General features: G+C 29.2%; 15 protein-coding genes, 2 tRNA genes and 1 other RNA gene. 1 reads left to right on the top strand and 17 read right to left on the bottom strand.

Going from position 1 to position 13918, the window contains the following annotated elements; translation table 11 throughout:
* Positions 1 to 44 precede the first annotated feature (44 nt).
* Both RYK99_RS01450 and RYK99_RS01445 read right to left on the bottom strand, forming a co-directional pair.
* A tRNA-Asn gene (locus RYK99_RS01450) sits at positions 45 to 118 on the bottom strand.
* A 20-nt stretch (positions 119 to 138) separates the two neighbouring features.
* Positions 139 to 212 (bottom strand) — tRNA-Gly (locus RYK99_RS01445).
* Between the two features lie 375 nt (positions 213 to 587).
* On the opposite strand from RYK99_RS01445, the gene RYK99_RS01440 reads away from it, so the two are divergent.
* Entirely contained in the window at positions 588 to 1118 is a 531-nt protein-coding gene (locus RYK99_RS01440; protein WP_314989472.1) for a cell wall-binding protein, read from the top strand.
* Positions 1119 to 1270: 152 nt separating this feature from the next.
* Here RYK99_RS01440 and RYK99_RS01435 read toward each other — a convergent pair whose 3' ends face one another.
* From RYK99_RS01435 to ylqF, 15 genes are all read right to left on the bottom strand, one after another.
* The gene (locus RYK99_RS01435; protein WP_314989470.1) at positions 1271 to 1609 is read right to left on the bottom strand and encodes a nucleotide pyrophosphohydrolase; all 339 of its coding nucleotides are present in this window, start codon (positions 1607 to 1609) and stop codon (positions 1271 to 1273) included.
* A 206-nt stretch (positions 1610 to 1815) separates the two neighbouring features.
* The gene (rpmG, locus tag RYK99_RS01430) at positions 1816 to 1965 is read right to left on the bottom strand and encodes a 50S ribosomal protein L33 (protein WP_003145675.1); all 150 of its coding nucleotides are present in this window, start codon (positions 1963 to 1965) and stop codon (positions 1816 to 1818) included.
* Positions 1966 to 2120: 155 nt separating this feature from the next.
* On the bottom strand, positions 2121 to 2774 hold the full coding sequence (fsa, locus tag RYK99_RS01425) for a fructose-6-phosphate aldolase (protein ID WP_271965411.1): 654 nt from the start codon (positions 2772 to 2774) through the stop codon (positions 2121 to 2123).
* A 591-nt stretch (positions 2775 to 3365) separates the two neighbouring features.
* The gene (locus RYK99_RS01420; RefSeq protein WP_314989466.1) at positions 3366 to 4208 is read right to left on the bottom strand and encodes a DegV family protein; all 843 of its coding nucleotides are present in this window, start codon (positions 4206 to 4208) and stop codon (positions 3366 to 3368) included.
* Between the two features lie 18 nt (positions 4209 to 4226).
* Positions 4227 to 4655 carry a DUF1836 domain-containing protein gene (locus RYK99_RS01415; protein ID WP_314989464.1) on the bottom strand — a complete coding sequence of 143 codons (429 nt, stop codon included), beginning with the start codon at positions 4653 to 4655 and terminating at the stop codon, positions 4227 to 4229.
* 125 nt (positions 4656 to 4780) lie between these two features.
* Entirely contained in the window at positions 4781 to 6142 is a 1362-nt protein-coding gene (locus RYK99_RS01410) for an MATE family efflux transporter (RefSeq protein WP_314989462.1), read from the bottom strand.
* A gap of 96 nt (positions 6143 to 6238) precedes the next feature.
* Positions 6239 to 6503, bottom strand: an RNA gene (ffs, locus tag RYK99_RS01405) — signal recognition particle sRNA large type.
* A 148-nt stretch (positions 6504 to 6651) separates the two neighbouring features.
* Positions 6652 to 6909 (bottom strand): hypothetical protein, encoded by a 258-nt coding sequence (locus tag RYK99_RS01400; RefSeq protein WP_314989461.1) that lies wholly within the window; start codon positions 6907 to 6909, stop codon positions 6652 to 6654.
* A 42-nt stretch (positions 6910 to 6951) separates the two neighbouring features.
* The gene (locus RYK99_RS01395) at positions 6952 to 7401 is read right to left on the bottom strand and encodes a threonine/serine exporter family protein (protein ID WP_204641217.1); all 450 of its coding nucleotides are present in this window, start codon (positions 7399 to 7401) and stop codon (positions 6952 to 6954) included.
* A gap of 10 nt (positions 7402 to 7411) precedes the next feature.
* The gene (locus RYK99_RS01390; RefSeq protein ID WP_314989459.1) at positions 7412 to 8182 is read right to left on the bottom strand and encodes a threonine/serine exporter family protein; all 771 of its coding nucleotides are present in this window, start codon (positions 8180 to 8182) and stop codon (positions 7412 to 7414) included.
* A 25-nt stretch (positions 8183 to 8207) separates the two neighbouring features.
* Positions 8208 to 8888, bottom strand: a complete 681-nt coding sequence (locus tag RYK99_RS01385) for a tRNA (adenine(22)-N(1))-methyltransferase TrmK (protein WP_314989457.1) — start codon at positions 8886 to 8888, stop codon at positions 8208 to 8210.
* Between the two features lie 15 nt (positions 8889 to 8903).
* Positions 8904 to 10112 (bottom strand): DNA polymerase IV, encoded by a 1209-nt coding sequence (locus tag RYK99_RS01380; protein WP_314989456.1) that lies wholly within the window; start codon positions 10110 to 10112, stop codon positions 8904 to 8906.
* Between the two features lie 112 nt (positions 10113 to 10224).
* The gene (locus RYK99_RS01375; RefSeq protein ID WP_314989455.1) at positions 10225 to 12087 is read right to left on the bottom strand and encodes a ribonuclease J; all 1863 of its coding nucleotides are present in this window, start codon (positions 12085 to 12087) and stop codon (positions 10225 to 10227) included.
* The gene (locus RYK99_RS01370; protein ID WP_314989453.1) at positions 12080 to 12856 is read right to left on the bottom strand and encodes a ribonuclease HII; all 777 of its coding nucleotides are present in this window, start codon (positions 12854 to 12856) and stop codon (positions 12080 to 12082) included. Before RYK99_RS01370 ends, RYK99_RS01375 begins: the two co-directional genes overlap by 8 nt.
* Positions 12846 to 13724: a ribosome biogenesis GTPase YlqF gene (gene ylqF, locus RYK99_RS01365; RefSeq protein ID WP_271965400.1), complete on the bottom strand. Its 879-nt coding sequence runs from the start codon at positions 13722 to 13724 to the stop codon at positions 12846 to 12848. The genes RYK99_RS01370 and ylqF overlap by 11 nt, the downstream gene beginning before the upstream one ends.
* Positions 13725 to 13918: the final 194 nt, after the last annotated feature.

Raw genomic sequence — 13918 nt, 5'->3', positions numbered from 1 at the left:
TTTTAAACAAAAAAATATACGGCTGCATACACAGCCGTACTTTACTCCACAGGCAGGACTCGAACCTGCGACCCTCTGATTAACAGTCAGATGCTACTACCAACTGAGCTACTGTGGAAAAATCTCTAAATAAAAAAATGGAGCGGGTGATGAGAATCGAACTCACAACATCAGTTTGGAAGACTGAGGTTTTACCACTAAACTACACCCGCATGAATATTTGTTATTAACTTATGTATTAATTATATAATAGATATTATAGTTTGTCAACAACTTTTTTAATTTTTTTTTTATTTTTTTAAAAATTTCTAATTTTGTTAGCTTCACTAAAGAATTATTTTGAAAACAAGAAGCATCTAAAGGAAAATTAACAATATTTTCAGTTGATAGTATATAGTATAATATTTTTTCTTTAATTTGTAAAGGTATTTTTGTAATAAACTATAAATTTTATCCCTACTGTAAAATTTAAAAATGTAATTAACATTTATTGACCAACCTATTCTAGTATTATATAATTTTTTTATATAGAGGTAATTCAAGATATTTTATAAAAATTAAACATTATAAATTAGGAGAAGGAAAATATGAAATCTAAATTACTATTTACAGTCCTGTTATCAGTTTCTGTAATTCTAAGTGGGTGTTCATTATTTAAAAGCGATCTAATTAGCCAAAATAAAGCAACAACATCAAAAAATGAAAACTCAAAAGATAAAGTATACGGTCTTAATGAAGAATGGATTGTAGATGGTCAATGGAGATTAAAAATAACAGAGGTTAAAACTACTCAAGATAGAACTAAACATATCAAAGAAAAAATAGCACAAGTAGTTATCATAAAATATACTTATGAGAACTTAGGTTTTAAAAATGAATATCAAGACCTATTTTTAACACCTAGAACAGTTGTTGATGAAGCGGAAAAGGAAGCTAGAATTTATCCAGTTAATTCTTCAAAATATCCAGAACCTACTCCAATTGGTACAATCTCAGAATCTGCTATGGGATACGGTTTAAGCACGGAAAGTGACAAAATTAAAATTTCTTTTAGCCAATTCAATCAAGATGGTAAAACAATGGAAAAAGCCACTTTTGAAGTTCCAGTAACTAAATAATACACAGAATAAAAAGGTTTGATATACAGAAAATAATAATGTATATCAAGCCTTTTCTTTTTAATATGATTAATCTATACTTAGAATAATGCTTCCCTATCCTACTTGAATTTATTGTAAATCAAAACTCTATATAAAATTAAATTACACAGCTATTCCCCTTTTAATTCTGTATACTTTTTATTCGATCCAAAACTTTCTTTAATAGGATACTTATTAGAATTAATAATTAACTTATCTGTAATAATTTTTTCTACATCAAGATTTAAGTTGTCTGCAAGCATAAAAGCATAAATAAAAACATCTGCTAATTCTTCTTTAATTTCTGGTAATTTTTCTGATACAGTTACCTCTGATGTTTTCCATTGAAATAATTCCAATAATTCACTAGCTTCTAAAGATATTGATATAGCCAAATCTTTTTCATTATGGAATTGTCTCCAGTTTCTCTCATCTCTAAATTTATTTATTTTCTCTATAGTTTCTTTCATTATCCTTCACCTCAAATACATTATAACACTGTATTTAGATAATTTCATTATCCTTATTTGCAATATGTGGGTCAAGTGTGGGTCAATATATGGCATTCAAGTATACTTTTATACTATCAGAGGAAAGTCAAAACACAGTCAAAACATTGTCAAAAAGTAAAACAAAAAGCCTTAAACGTTGATACTTTAAGGCTTCTCTAACTTTATTATTTAGTTTCTCTGTGTAAAGTCACTTTTTTTAATCTTGGACAGTATTTTTTAAGTTCAATACGGTCTGGATTATTTCTTTTGTTCTTTTTAGTAATGTAGTTTCTGTCACCACATTCTGTACAAGCTAATGTTACATTTACGCGCATTAATATAACCTCCTATAAAATTTAATCTTAACAACTTTTTCATACAACAAAATATATTATAACATTACTTTATAAATATTTCTAGTATAAAGTGGAAATTTTTTAAATTTTTTTAAAGAAATATAACTTTATATTACGTAAACTGCTTCTATCGATTACTCACCGAATACTTTATAGTAATCTTGTTTGAATTTTTCTATTCCAATATCAGTTAATGGATGTTTAACCATTTGTTTAATTACAGAATAAGGAACAGTAGCAATATCACATCCTAATTTAGCACATTCAGTAACATGAATTGGATTTCTTACACTTGCTGCGATGATTTGTGTATCAATATCATTATTAGCGAAAATTTCCACTATTTCTTCTATTAATAATAATCCATTATGAGAAATATCATCTAATCTACCTAAAAATGGAGAAACATATGTTGCACCAGCTCTAGCTGCTAATAACGCTTGAGTTGGACTAAAGATTAGAGTAACATTTGTTTTAATTCCCTCTTTTTTTAATACATTTACAGCTTTTAATCCATCTTCAGTCATAGGAATCTTAACAACCATATTAGGATGAATTTTTGCAATTTCTCTTGCTTCTTCTAACATATCCTTCCAATTAGTAGTAGTCGCTTTTACTTCTCCACTAATAGGACCGTCTACTATTGAAGTAATTTCCTTAATAACTTCTTTAAAATCGCGTCCTTCTTTTGCGATTAATGACGGATTTGTAGTAACTCCACTAACTACTCCTAATTCATTAGCATTTCTAATATCTTCGACATTTGCTGTATCTATAAAAAATTTCATTATATTATCCCCTCTCACTTTTATAGTAACCTCATAATATCACATTCAGAAAGTGTTTTCAATTTTATAGCTTCAATTATAACTATTTCTTTATTGTTTTTCAATCCAATATATGATAGAATAACACTATAATTAGGAGGCAGATGATGAAGAAATTTTTAGAAAAAGTACCATATTTAATTTTTTCTTTCTTTTTATTTATAATACTCCCTCTGTGTTCTTATTTTATATCAAATAGATCTGGGATGATAATTTTATTATTAATTATCCTATACCCTGTTATTAGTTTTCTAATTTCGTTTCTATATGCATATAATAAAGAAGACTTTAGCTATATTTTCTCATTTATTATAGGAATTTTTTATATAATATCATGTTTAATCATTTTAAACTTTGATATTCTTATCTATGGTTTAGGGTATATATTCTTCAGCCTTTGTGGTCAAGGGACTGGTTTTTTAATTGGGAAGTTTCGAAAACGTAAAAAAAGAGCTAAACAGAGTTAGTTAAATTTATCAAAAAGAGAAGAAGTGTTTTTTTATAATACACTTCTTCTCTTTTAATATTATTTATACTATTCTAAAATACAGATTATATTTCGTATCCTAAAAGCATTCCGCCTTCTTCACCATAAAAGCTACAAATTCCAGATGTAGGAACTATAATAAATTCTACATTCGAGAATTTTTCTTTTAGTTTTTCTTCTATCTTTTTACAAATATTTTCATTATTTCTATGTGTAATTACGGCTCTTCCACCTTTATATCCAGCTTTAATCATCTCTTCAACTACAGTAGATATCGCCTTTTTCTCACCACGAACTTTATGAAGTAAATGTAGAGTTCCTTCTTTACTCGCTTCTCCTACCATACGCATATTTAATAACCCTACTACAGCAGCTGCCAATTTTGATAAACGTCCATTTTTAACAAGATTATCCACTTTTTCTAAAGAAAAAATTAATTTCGTATTTTCTTGATATTTTGTCATTTCTGAAACAAGTTCATCAAAAGATAATCCTTCTTTTATTAATTCATTTATCTTAAGAAGAAATAAATCAATTTGACCACCTGCAGAAAGTGTATTGATTATATGAATGTTAGCATTCTCATTTTCTTCTCTCAACATCTTCTCACCGATTACTGCACTATTGTAACTTCCTGACATTCCACCAGTAAGAGTTAGAACTATAACATTATCAGCACCTTTATACGCAGCTAGATATGCCTCTGGACTAGGACAAGCTGATCTTGCTGGCTCTGAACTAGCATATATTTCCCTCATCATTTCGTCAATATTTAAATCTAACGTATCTACATAAACTTTATCTTCTATTTGTAATGAAAATGGCACTCTCTCATAAGCAACATTCTCAGCTTTATTAGGAATTTCTCTAAAATCGCAAGCAGTATCAACTACAATTTTCCACCCCATAATTTACCTCCAAGTATTTTATTTTAACTTTTCTACTAGATCATGCGTTTTTTTATATAATCTCACAGTATCACAGGCTGCAACTATTACTTCTGCTAGTCCCTCTCTCTTCTCGCCATTCATACACATAACAAAATTATCATACATCTCTTCAGAACTTCCCTCTGAAGTCAAGCTATTTATTGTCTTACTAATCTCTTGTATTGAGAATACATTTTTTAAACATGTAATTACTATTAATCTTGCTAATTGTTTTCGATTATATTTTTTCTTAATCGGTTTATCTAGGTGACCATTTTTTACATAATTATTTATCATCGCTGAAGTTAAACCTTTATCATCATCGACAATTGAGGAACTATCTAATCGATTAACGTATAATAATACTTGATCTAAGTACAAATCAATATTTGGTAACTCAGACCATTTTGGATATACTTTGTTCAAATTCTTTCCTCCTTTTAATCTAGTCTTCATAATCACATTATATAGTTTTTTAAAATTAGAGTCAAGTGATTATACAAGTAAAATAAAAAAATTTTGTAGTATTTATATTTACTACAAAATTTTTACTATTTAGCTAATTTTATTTTTTTCTTAATTCCTCTTCTCATGTATAGATAGTAGAATAAGACACCTAAAGCATATACTGCAAGTCCTATTATCCAACCTATCCATAAACCTTCTATACCAATACCTTGTTTAAAAACAAAATAATATGCCGTAGGAATACCTACTAGATAATAACCGATAAACATTACCACACAAATCGGTACAACTTTTTTGTATCCACGAAGCACTCCTGCTAGTGCTGATGCAAAAGAATCACAAATAGCAAAACCAATTGCAAATAATAATAGCTCAGCTGTTAAAGTTATTACTCCGCTATCGCTAGTATATAAATACGGAATCTTCGTATCAAACAATAGTACGATTAATCCTGCTATACTTGATAGTATCATTCCCATTATTACCGTTAGTTTTGTATACTCTGTTGCCATTTTATAGTCTTTTGCTCCTACATGAAATGCTATTATAATTGTTGCAGCATTTGCAACACTAACTGGTAAAGTATATAAAAATCCAGAGAAATTTAACGCAGCTTGATGGGAAGCAATAACTGTCGTATCAAAACGTGATACCATTAAAGATAACGTTGAAAAGACAACCGTCTCAAGCGCTGTAGCTAGTGCTATTGGAACTCCTAGTTTAAAGATTTCTCCCCATTTTTCAAATCTAATTTTTTCTTTTTCGAATATTTTATACTTATTAATTTTAGGGTTTGTTAGTACTATAAATAATGCAATGAAAAACAATACTGTATATGTTACTGAAACAGCAACTGCATTCCCAGCTCCACCAAGCTCTGGCATACCAAACTTCCCAAAAATAAAACTATACGCGAAAAATACATTTACAGGTACAGACACTATCATCATTATCATCGATAATCTCGTCAATCCTAAACTATCTATAAACGAACGTAAAACTACATACAAGAAGATTGATAGCACTCCAAAACTTTCATAAAACAGATAGTTCTTAGTTATTTTTGCAATATTACTATCCATACCTAATCGGTCTACTATTGGTGTTGCTAAAGTATTTAACCCAACAATTAAGACAATACTAATAATTACAGCTATGTACAGAAATTGTCTAACTACTGTAGGTATCTCTTCTTCTTTATTTTTTCCAATCAATTGTGAAACTATCGGAATTAACGCTAAAACAATCGCATTTAAAGTATACATAATTGGATTCCAAATATTAACACCCATACTCACACCAGCTAAATCTGTAGGACTATAGTGTCCCGCCATAAACGTTCCAATCATACCAGATGAATATGAAATTACTTGATAAACTAAAACAGGCAATAGTAATTTAATAAAAATACTTGCTCTTTCAGAAAAGTTTTTTCCTTGATACATATGTTCTCTCCTTTATATATTTTTATAAATTTTTTCTTTTTTTACACAAAAAAAATCCAAAAGCGAATTTACTTTCAGATATCATCGATTTATACTATATGCAACCGAGACTTGAATAGATTAAAAAACCGTTAGTCTAATCGCCAACTCAACCTCGACAAAAACTCACACCCACAATAGACTTACTTAATGCTGCTTCCTTCCGGACCTGACATGGTTCATAAGTATTGCGTCGTAAGGTGCCTTAGTCTCAACATTACGTGTTAAACTCGACATTCCCTATTCTACCCGCATCTCGGTATTCGGTCTTGCTAAAGCGGATTGCAAGTACAGGGCACCGCTAACTCCCCACCTAGCATTTTTTAATTATATCAAATTTAAATATAAAAAGCAAGGGATTAATAAAAATTCTAAAATAAACTCCAAATTAGTAATTCATCTAGTAGAATTATAATTTTTTAATATAATACTACTTAAAAAATACTATTTTGGAGTTTTTCTAACATTTATTATTTTAACTTAGTTAATTCACTTAATTCTAAGATACATTCACTTTCACTAATAACTAAACAAGGAATACCAATCTTCATATTTCCTCTTATTCCTTCAAACTGAGTGTATGTGTCTCTTACAAATAAAAACTCTTTAAAGTTTTTTAATGAAGACATAACTTCTACTTCTTTATAAGTAATTCCTAATTCTGCTAGTTTTTCTTTAAATGGCGTAGTATCTGGACAAGTTTCTGCAAAGTATAAAATATATTCCATAATAATCTCCTTTTATAAAATCTTTCTTTTATTATATCACTTTTAACGTTTTCTTTGTATTTTCACCCTCTGAATTGAAGAAGAAAATACAGATGCTAGTAGTATCCCCATTGCTATTGCTCCAGCCTGAAGGAGTGTTTCCATCCCTACCTTTGAAGCTACACCATAATTCTTTGTTACTATATTTTGCATTGTATTATACATACCATATCCTGGCACCAATGGCACCATCCCTGTATAAATAAATATAGTAGCCGGTAGCTTTAAAAGCTTAGATGCATTTGTTGATAATATACCAACACAAACAGCACCTAAAAAACTACTCACAACAACATCTGCTAATAACAAGTTAACTACCACTTGAATTAACCAACCAATAGCTCCAATCAGTCCACAAGTAAACAATGATTTTCTCGGCGCATTAAAGAAAATTGCAAATGCTACACTAACTACAAAACCTGCAATAAATTGTATAAAAACATTATTCTCCATAAATTTCTCCTTACACCAATTTTAATCCCATAACCACACCGAGTGCAATAGCTGTAGATACAAAGATTGCTGCCTGTATTCCAATCATCCCTGATAAATAATCACCAGCCATAAAATCACGTACAGCATTTGTAACTTGCACTCCAGGAACAAGCGGCATTAATCCCGCAATAATAATACTAAAAGGATTATATATTAAGAAAAACTTATTTAACACCATTACCAAAATGGTAGCTATAAATGCTCCTAAAAAATTACTCACAAAAGATGTAAGTTTATATTTCGCAGTTAAAGTCAAGAACATAGCTTCTATTGCCATGATAAAGAATGCGTATAAACTATCCTTAAACGTTCCTCCAAACATTATTGCAAAAAAAGGACCTGATAAGGTTAAAGCAATAATCACAGAAGTATTTGAATATCTTTTTCTAGCTTTTATTTCTTTCATCTTTTTGAAGGCATAATCTAGAGTACAGCCACCCATTACCATTTTTCTTGAGATATCATTTAATAGAGCAATTTTTTCTAAATCACGATCCCCTAATACAACTCTTCTCATCGCAGTATAAGTATTATCATCATAAACAAAAGAAACAATTACAAAGTTATATGTCACTAGACTATTTGCAGCTTTTATATTGTCGAACGATCTATAAATTCTATTTACAGTATCTTCAACTCTATATACTTCAGCTCCATATGCCAACATGCTTTTAGCTATTTTCATACTAAAATTCAATAACATTTTAGCTTCTTTTTCATCACATAAAGACTGTAACATACCTTCCCTCCTCTTAACTAAGTTATTATGAAATAATTTCTAATATTTTTTTATATTTATTTTTAAATTCTTCCACTTTATTTTCTTGAATTTCTGTTGCTTTTTCAAGTTGATTTAAAATATACTCAATTTTAGACAGCTCTAATTTTTGTTTTTTTACAAACAGCTCATTCTTTTCTACTAACAAATATTTTCCAAAGTTTATTTCATCTTCTGATAAATTCATAACTCCTGGTTTTGCTACTATAATTTCATAAATATGACCATCTTCTTCGATAATATTTTCTGCAGTTATTTCATATCCTAATTCTTGTAATTTTTCCCTAACGAAATTTTCACCAACATTAGGTTGTAATACTAGATTTGGTTTATTTGCTAATTTATCTTTTCCTTTTTCTAAAATATCAGCAATTAACTTACCACCCATACCACAGATTGTTATTACTTCAATATTATCACTTAATTCAATAGCATCTAGACCTGCAGCTTTACGACAATCAATAACCCCTACAAGGTTTTCTTCTTGAACATTTTTTATTGATACTTTGTGCGGTCCTTCAACTATTTCTCCGGCTACTGCAAAATCAATTTTATTATTTTTTGCTAAATAAATAGGTAGATATGCATGATCACTACCAATATCTGCTAATCTTCTATTCTCAACATATTCAGCTACTAATTTTAATCTTCTATTAATTGCTAACATCATTTCTCCTTTTTGTTAATCGAGAAAATCTTTACTAAAACTCGTAGTAATAACAGTTTTCTCTTTTTTTCCTATATTTTCAAAGTCAGTTATTATATTGTCGCCAAATTCAGCTTTTAACATTTTAGAAATCTTTCTTAGTCTTTCTTCTTCTTTGTAATCTTTTTTATCAAAAATATCTAGTTGCACCTTAAGTTCTTTTGACTTTTTAATATCATTTAGTGAAACCCCTAGTAATCTAACGCCACGTGAAAAATCATAGTGTTCCAGTAAAAGCTCCCATGCATAATTAAAAATTTCATTTGTACCAGATATAAATTCTGGAATCTTTTTAGATCTAGTAATAGTTTTAAAATCACTAAATCTTACCATGATTGAAATATTATTTCCTACATAGTTACGTGATTGAACTCTTGAACTTACTTTCTCACTTAATTTCTTAACTTCTCTTAAAATATCATCTTCATCTATTAAATCATTTGTAAATGTTTTTGAATTCCCAATTGATTTTCTATCTACTGTATATTTTAGCTCATCGCTACCTTCCCCATTAGCCCTATTCTTTAGTCTTAAACCTTGAACACCTAATAGACTATGTAGAATCACCTCATTCGCTTCAGCAACATCACCAATAGTATTAATTCCAATATTCTTAAGTTTTTTTGTAGATGCTTTCCCACAACCGTGCATTTCACCAATATCCAAATTCCAAAGGATATCTTTGTAATTTTTTTTATTTATAATAGAAAATCCTAAAGGTTTTTTCAAATTCGAACCCATCTTCGCGAAAAATTTATTAAAAGATACTCCTACCGATGAAGGCATACCTAATTGTTTATATATTCTTCTTTGTATTATAGCTATTACCTTTATCGGTTCATGAAAATCACTTAAATCTATATATGCTTCATCAACCGAGACTATCTCAATCTTATCTGTATATTCTCGTACTAAATCAAAAATCATCTTTGATTCTTGCTGATATTTCTGCATATCAGGTCGAAGTATTTTTATGTTAGGGTAAATCTTTCTGGCGTCTCCTACACGCATAGTTGTCTTTATCCCTAATTTCCTCGCTTCATAATTAGAGGTTACAATTATTCCATGTCTAGTTTTCACTTCTCCTGCTATTGCTAAAGGTTTCCCTTTCAATTCAGGATTATATTTTTCTTCTACACTTGCATAAAAGCAATTCATATCAATATGAGCAATAACTTTAGACATTTTTTCACCCCTTTTAATAGACTAAAAACGGGAACAATAGGGTTTCTGTCAATTTAATTTCAAAACATTAATTGATCCCACCCTATTTTAATTTCCCGTTATGTTTTCATTATTAAACTAATGAAAAGTTAATTATTATTATTGGTTTTCTCTTAGTATTGTCATATAGTAAGCTAGATAACATACTTCTTATCTCAGCCTTAACAGCTGCACATTCTCTGATACTCTTAATTGGATTATTTTCTAAGTACTCGATTACTTTTTCTTCCGCTTCTTTAATCAGTTCCATACTTTTCTTAACATAGACGAAACCTTTTGTTTGAATAACTGGTTTACCTACTAAAGTTTTCTCTTTTTTACTAATTGCATATGAAGCTACGAAAATTCCATCGTTAGAAAGTAATTTTCTATCTTTTAGAACACTATCTTCTACATCACCAATTCCGCGACCATCGACTAATATGTTCCCTACTGGAATATTATTTTGTAAAGTTTTAGACTTACTTCCATTGATTTCCAAAGTTGTCCCTTTAGATAAGATGTGAATGTTCTCTCCAGCTACACCAGTTTCTGCAGCAATTTCTGCATGTTTGCGAAGGTTTCTAAATTCCCCTTGAACTGGAATAAAATGCTTAGGCATAAGCATGTTTAACATCATTTTTAGTTCTTCTTTTGTTGCATGGCTTGCAGCGTGTAGACGTTTAGAAGCTGTAACAACATTTGCTCCAAGTTTAACTAATAGGTTTAATGTTTGGAATAACATTACTTCCATATTTGGAGATGGTGTCGCAGCAACCATAATCGTATCTCCAGATTCAATCTGAATTCCATTAACTTTTTTCTCAGCGATATTTTTCATCGCTTCGATTGGCTCTCCTTGATCTCCAGATGAAAGAATACATACTTCATTTTGTGGATAGTCTTTTAATTCTTCAATTGAAATTAAGTTACTATCTTCAATTTGTAAGTAATTCATATTTCTTGCAGTATTGATAGATGCTTCAATAGCTTGACCTAAAAGTAAAATTTTTCTATTTTGAGCCAGTGCTGCTCTAACAATATGAGATATTGTTAAAAAGTTAGAAGCATAGCATGTTACAATAATACGTTTATTAGCTTGATAAAATGCATTATCAATTTGCTCAGCAGCTTCATTTTCAGGAACATTATATCCCTTAACATTAGCATTACTTGAATCACTTAGTAAAGCAAGAACACCTTTTTGACCTAGTGTACTAATTTTTACGATATCAGATTTATATTCTTTACTTACTGATTGGTCAAATTTAAACTCACCAGTATAAACGATATTTCCTTGACTAGTTTCAATACAAATACCTAAAGAATCAGGCATTGAATATGTTGTCTTGAAGAATGTAACACTAGCATTATTAAAATCATATTTATTATTATCTTTTACATAGTAAAACTTAATTCTTCTTTTTATTCCTAATTGTTTAAGGTGATTTTTTAATAAATCAATTGTTAACTTAGAACCATAAACAGGACATTTTAGTTTATCGATAATATAAGGAACTGCCCCCATTGAACTTACATGTCCATTTGATAAAAATATCCCTTTAATTTTTTGTTTATTTCTAACTAAGTAACTAATATCAGGTATAACAGCATCAATACCGATCATTTCTGTTTCAGGGAACATTAAACCTGCATCAAGAACATAAATTTCGTCACCGATTTCTACCATATACATATTTTTAGCTACTTCTTCTACCCCACCTAATGGAGTAATGCGAATTTTAGCTAACTTTTTAGATTTGTTTTGTTGAGATTTAGCTTTATTTACATTATTAATTTTCTGTACTACTTGTTTTGAGTTATTTTGTTGCTCTTTAGCCACAACTTTTTTTGAATTTTTAGGTCTAGTATTATTTTTCTTAGACGCTTGATTATTATTTTTCAGGCTATTGTTCTTTTGTAAATTTTTAGCAATACTTATTCCGTTATTACTCATTTTTTCCTCCTTGTAACATTGATTTTATTGGTTCGAAGTCTCTTCTATGAATTGGTGTAACACCATACTCTTTTAGGCCTTCTAAATGTTTCTTAGTTCCGTACCCTGCATTATTTTCAAAATCGTAGTTTGGATACTTTTTTGCATATTCTTTCATTAAATTATCACGATAAACTTTCGCTATTACTGATGCTGCTGCAATAGATACACTCTTCTCATCACCTTTTACCATACTAAAATTAGGTATAGGATAATTTTCAAATGGCATAGCATCTATAAGTAAGAAGTCTGGTTTAACTTCTAACTTTTCAACTGCTCTTTGCATCGCTATACGCGCGGCATTGTAAATATTATATTTTTCAATTTCAATATTATCAACTTCACAAATAGCATAAGCAACAGCTTCATTTTTTATCTGTTCGTATAGTGCTTCACGTTTCTTCTCAGATAATTTCTTTGAATCATTTAATCCTTCGAAATAGCTGTCTTTTTTTAGAATTACCGCGGCAGCAACTACTGGTCCAGCGAGCGGTCCTCTACCTACTTCATCTATTCCACAAATATACTTACATCCATTATTATAACATTTATTTTCGTAAAATGATTTTTTTTCATACTCTTTTTTATAAAAAAGTTTTTTCTCTTGCTTCTTAGCATAACTTAGTAGCAGTTTTTGAACTCCCGATCTTTCATCTTTTTTTAGTTCATTTAATATTTCCTCGGAAATGACTTCTTGGTTTAAGAGTTCTTTTACCTCACTAATTTTCATTTTGTTCCTCATTTTCTAATAAATCATTATAATTATCTAACGTAATAAGCCCAAACTTTTGTGTTCTAAAATCTTGAATTAATAGTTTAATTGTTGAATCGTAATCATAGTCTCCACCAATTTTTTTAAATCTTTTTTCGGCTACTTTTTCCATAATAAATACATTTTCATCATCACTATTAACATTTATCTTATACAAATTATTTAGATTCTCTAAATAATTTTCCTTTAAAAGCTCGATTAAATATAAACTAACATCATCAAGTGGAGTAATATCATCCTTTATAGAACCAATTAGACTTAATTTTTTACCAATTTCTTGATTGTCAAACTTTGGCATAAGTATTCCTGGAGTATCTAATAGTTCTATATCTTTGTTTAATTTTAGCCATTGTTGTTTTTTAGTAACACCAGGTTTATTTGCAGTGTTAGCTACATTTTTCTTAATCAGTTTATTTATAAACGTTGATTTCCCTACGTTAGGAACACCTATTACCATTGATCTAATTGCTCTAGGTTTAATTCCTTTTGCAACTTGGCGAGCTATTTTTTCTGCTAATTCTTCTTTTGCTTTATCGATTACTTTATTTAAGTTATTACTATTTTTTGCATCAGTATATACTACAGTATATCCTTTATTCTCAAAGTAATTTTTCCATTTTGCTGTTTCAGCTCTGTCACATAAGTCAATTTTATTAAATATAATTATCTTCTTTTTATCTTTAACAACTTCATCTAGGTACATATTATGTGAAGAAAGCGGACAGCGTGCATCTACTAACTCAAAAACTATATCTACTAGTTTCAGTTTCTCTTTCACTTCTCTTGTTGCCTTGGCCATATGACCCGGGAACCATTGAATAACCATAAATTTAACTCCTTATCTTTTTATTTTTTTAAATTTCTATTGTTTTATACAGTCTTTACTATTTTACCACATTTTCAAGTTTTTTTAACCTATTTTGATGCTAATTATTCGTAAAACATTAATATTTTCAAATTTTCCAATTCTATAATTAATATTTTATTTTATAGAAATAGAATAAAAATAATGGGAATGAC

It is taken from the genome of uncultured Gemella sp. (assembly GCF_963537375.1).
Lineage (GTDB): Bacteria > Bacillota > Bacilli > Staphylococcales > Gemellaceae > Gemella.
Note: the sequence above shows the minus strand (reverse complement) of the source record. Positions and strands in the feature narration are given on the sequence as shown.

Excerpts from the sequence above, each read along its gene's own strand:
- RYK99_RS01440 (WP_314989472.1), top strand. The coding sequence starts at position 588 with ATGAAATCTAAATTACTATTTACAGTCCTGTTATCAGTTTCTGTAATT.
- RYK99_RS01435 (WP_314989470.1), bottom strand. The coding sequence starts at position 1,609 with ATGAAAGAAACTATAGAGAAAATAAATAAATTTAGAGATGAGAGAAAC.
- rpmG (WP_003145675.1), bottom strand. The coding sequence starts at position 1,965 with ATGCGCGTAAATGTAACATTAGCTTGTACAGAATGTGGTGACAGAAAC.
- fsa (WP_271965411.1), bottom strand. The coding sequence starts at position 2,774 with ATGAAATTTTTTATAGATACAGCAAATGTCGAAGATATTAGAAATGCT.
- RYK99_RS01420 (WP_314989466.1), bottom strand. The coding sequence starts at position 4,208 with ATGGGGTGGAAAATTGTAGTTGATACTGCTTGCGATTTTAGAGAAATT.
- RYK99_RS01410 (WP_314989462.1), bottom strand. The coding sequence starts at position 6,142 with ATGTATCAAGGAAAAAACTTTTCTGAAAGAGCAAGTATTTTTATTAAA.
- RYK99_RS01400 (WP_314989461.1), bottom strand. The coding sequence starts at position 6,909 with ATGGAATATATTTTATACTTTGCAGAAACTTGTCCAGATACTACGCCA.
- RYK99_RS01395 (WP_204641217.1), bottom strand. The coding sequence starts at position 7,401 with ATGGAGAATAATGTTTTTATACAATTTATTGCAGGTTTTGTAGTTAGT.
- RYK99_RS01390 (WP_314989459.1), bottom strand. The coding sequence starts at position 8,182 with ATGTTACAGTCTTTATGTGATGAAAAAGAAGCTAAAATGTTATTGAAT.
- RYK99_RS01385 (WP_314989457.1), bottom strand. The coding sequence starts at position 8,888 with ATGTTAGCAATTAATAGAAGATTAAAATTAGTAGCTGAATATGTTGAG.
- RYK99_RS01380 (WP_314989456.1), bottom strand. The coding sequence starts at position 10,112 with ATGTCTAAAGTTATTGCTCATATTGATATGAATTGCTTTTATGCAAGT.
- RYK99_RS01375 (WP_314989455.1), bottom strand. The coding sequence starts at position 12,087 with ATGAGTAATAACGGAATAAGTATTGCTAAAAATTTACAAAAGAACAAT.
- RYK99_RS01370 (WP_314989453.1), bottom strand. The coding sequence starts at position 12,856 with ATGAAAATTAGTGAGGTAAAAGAACTCTTAAACCAAGAAGTCATTTCC.
- ylqF (WP_271965400.1), bottom strand. The coding sequence starts at position 13,724 with ATGGTTATTCAATGGTTCCCGGGTCATATGGCCAAGGCAACAAGAGAA.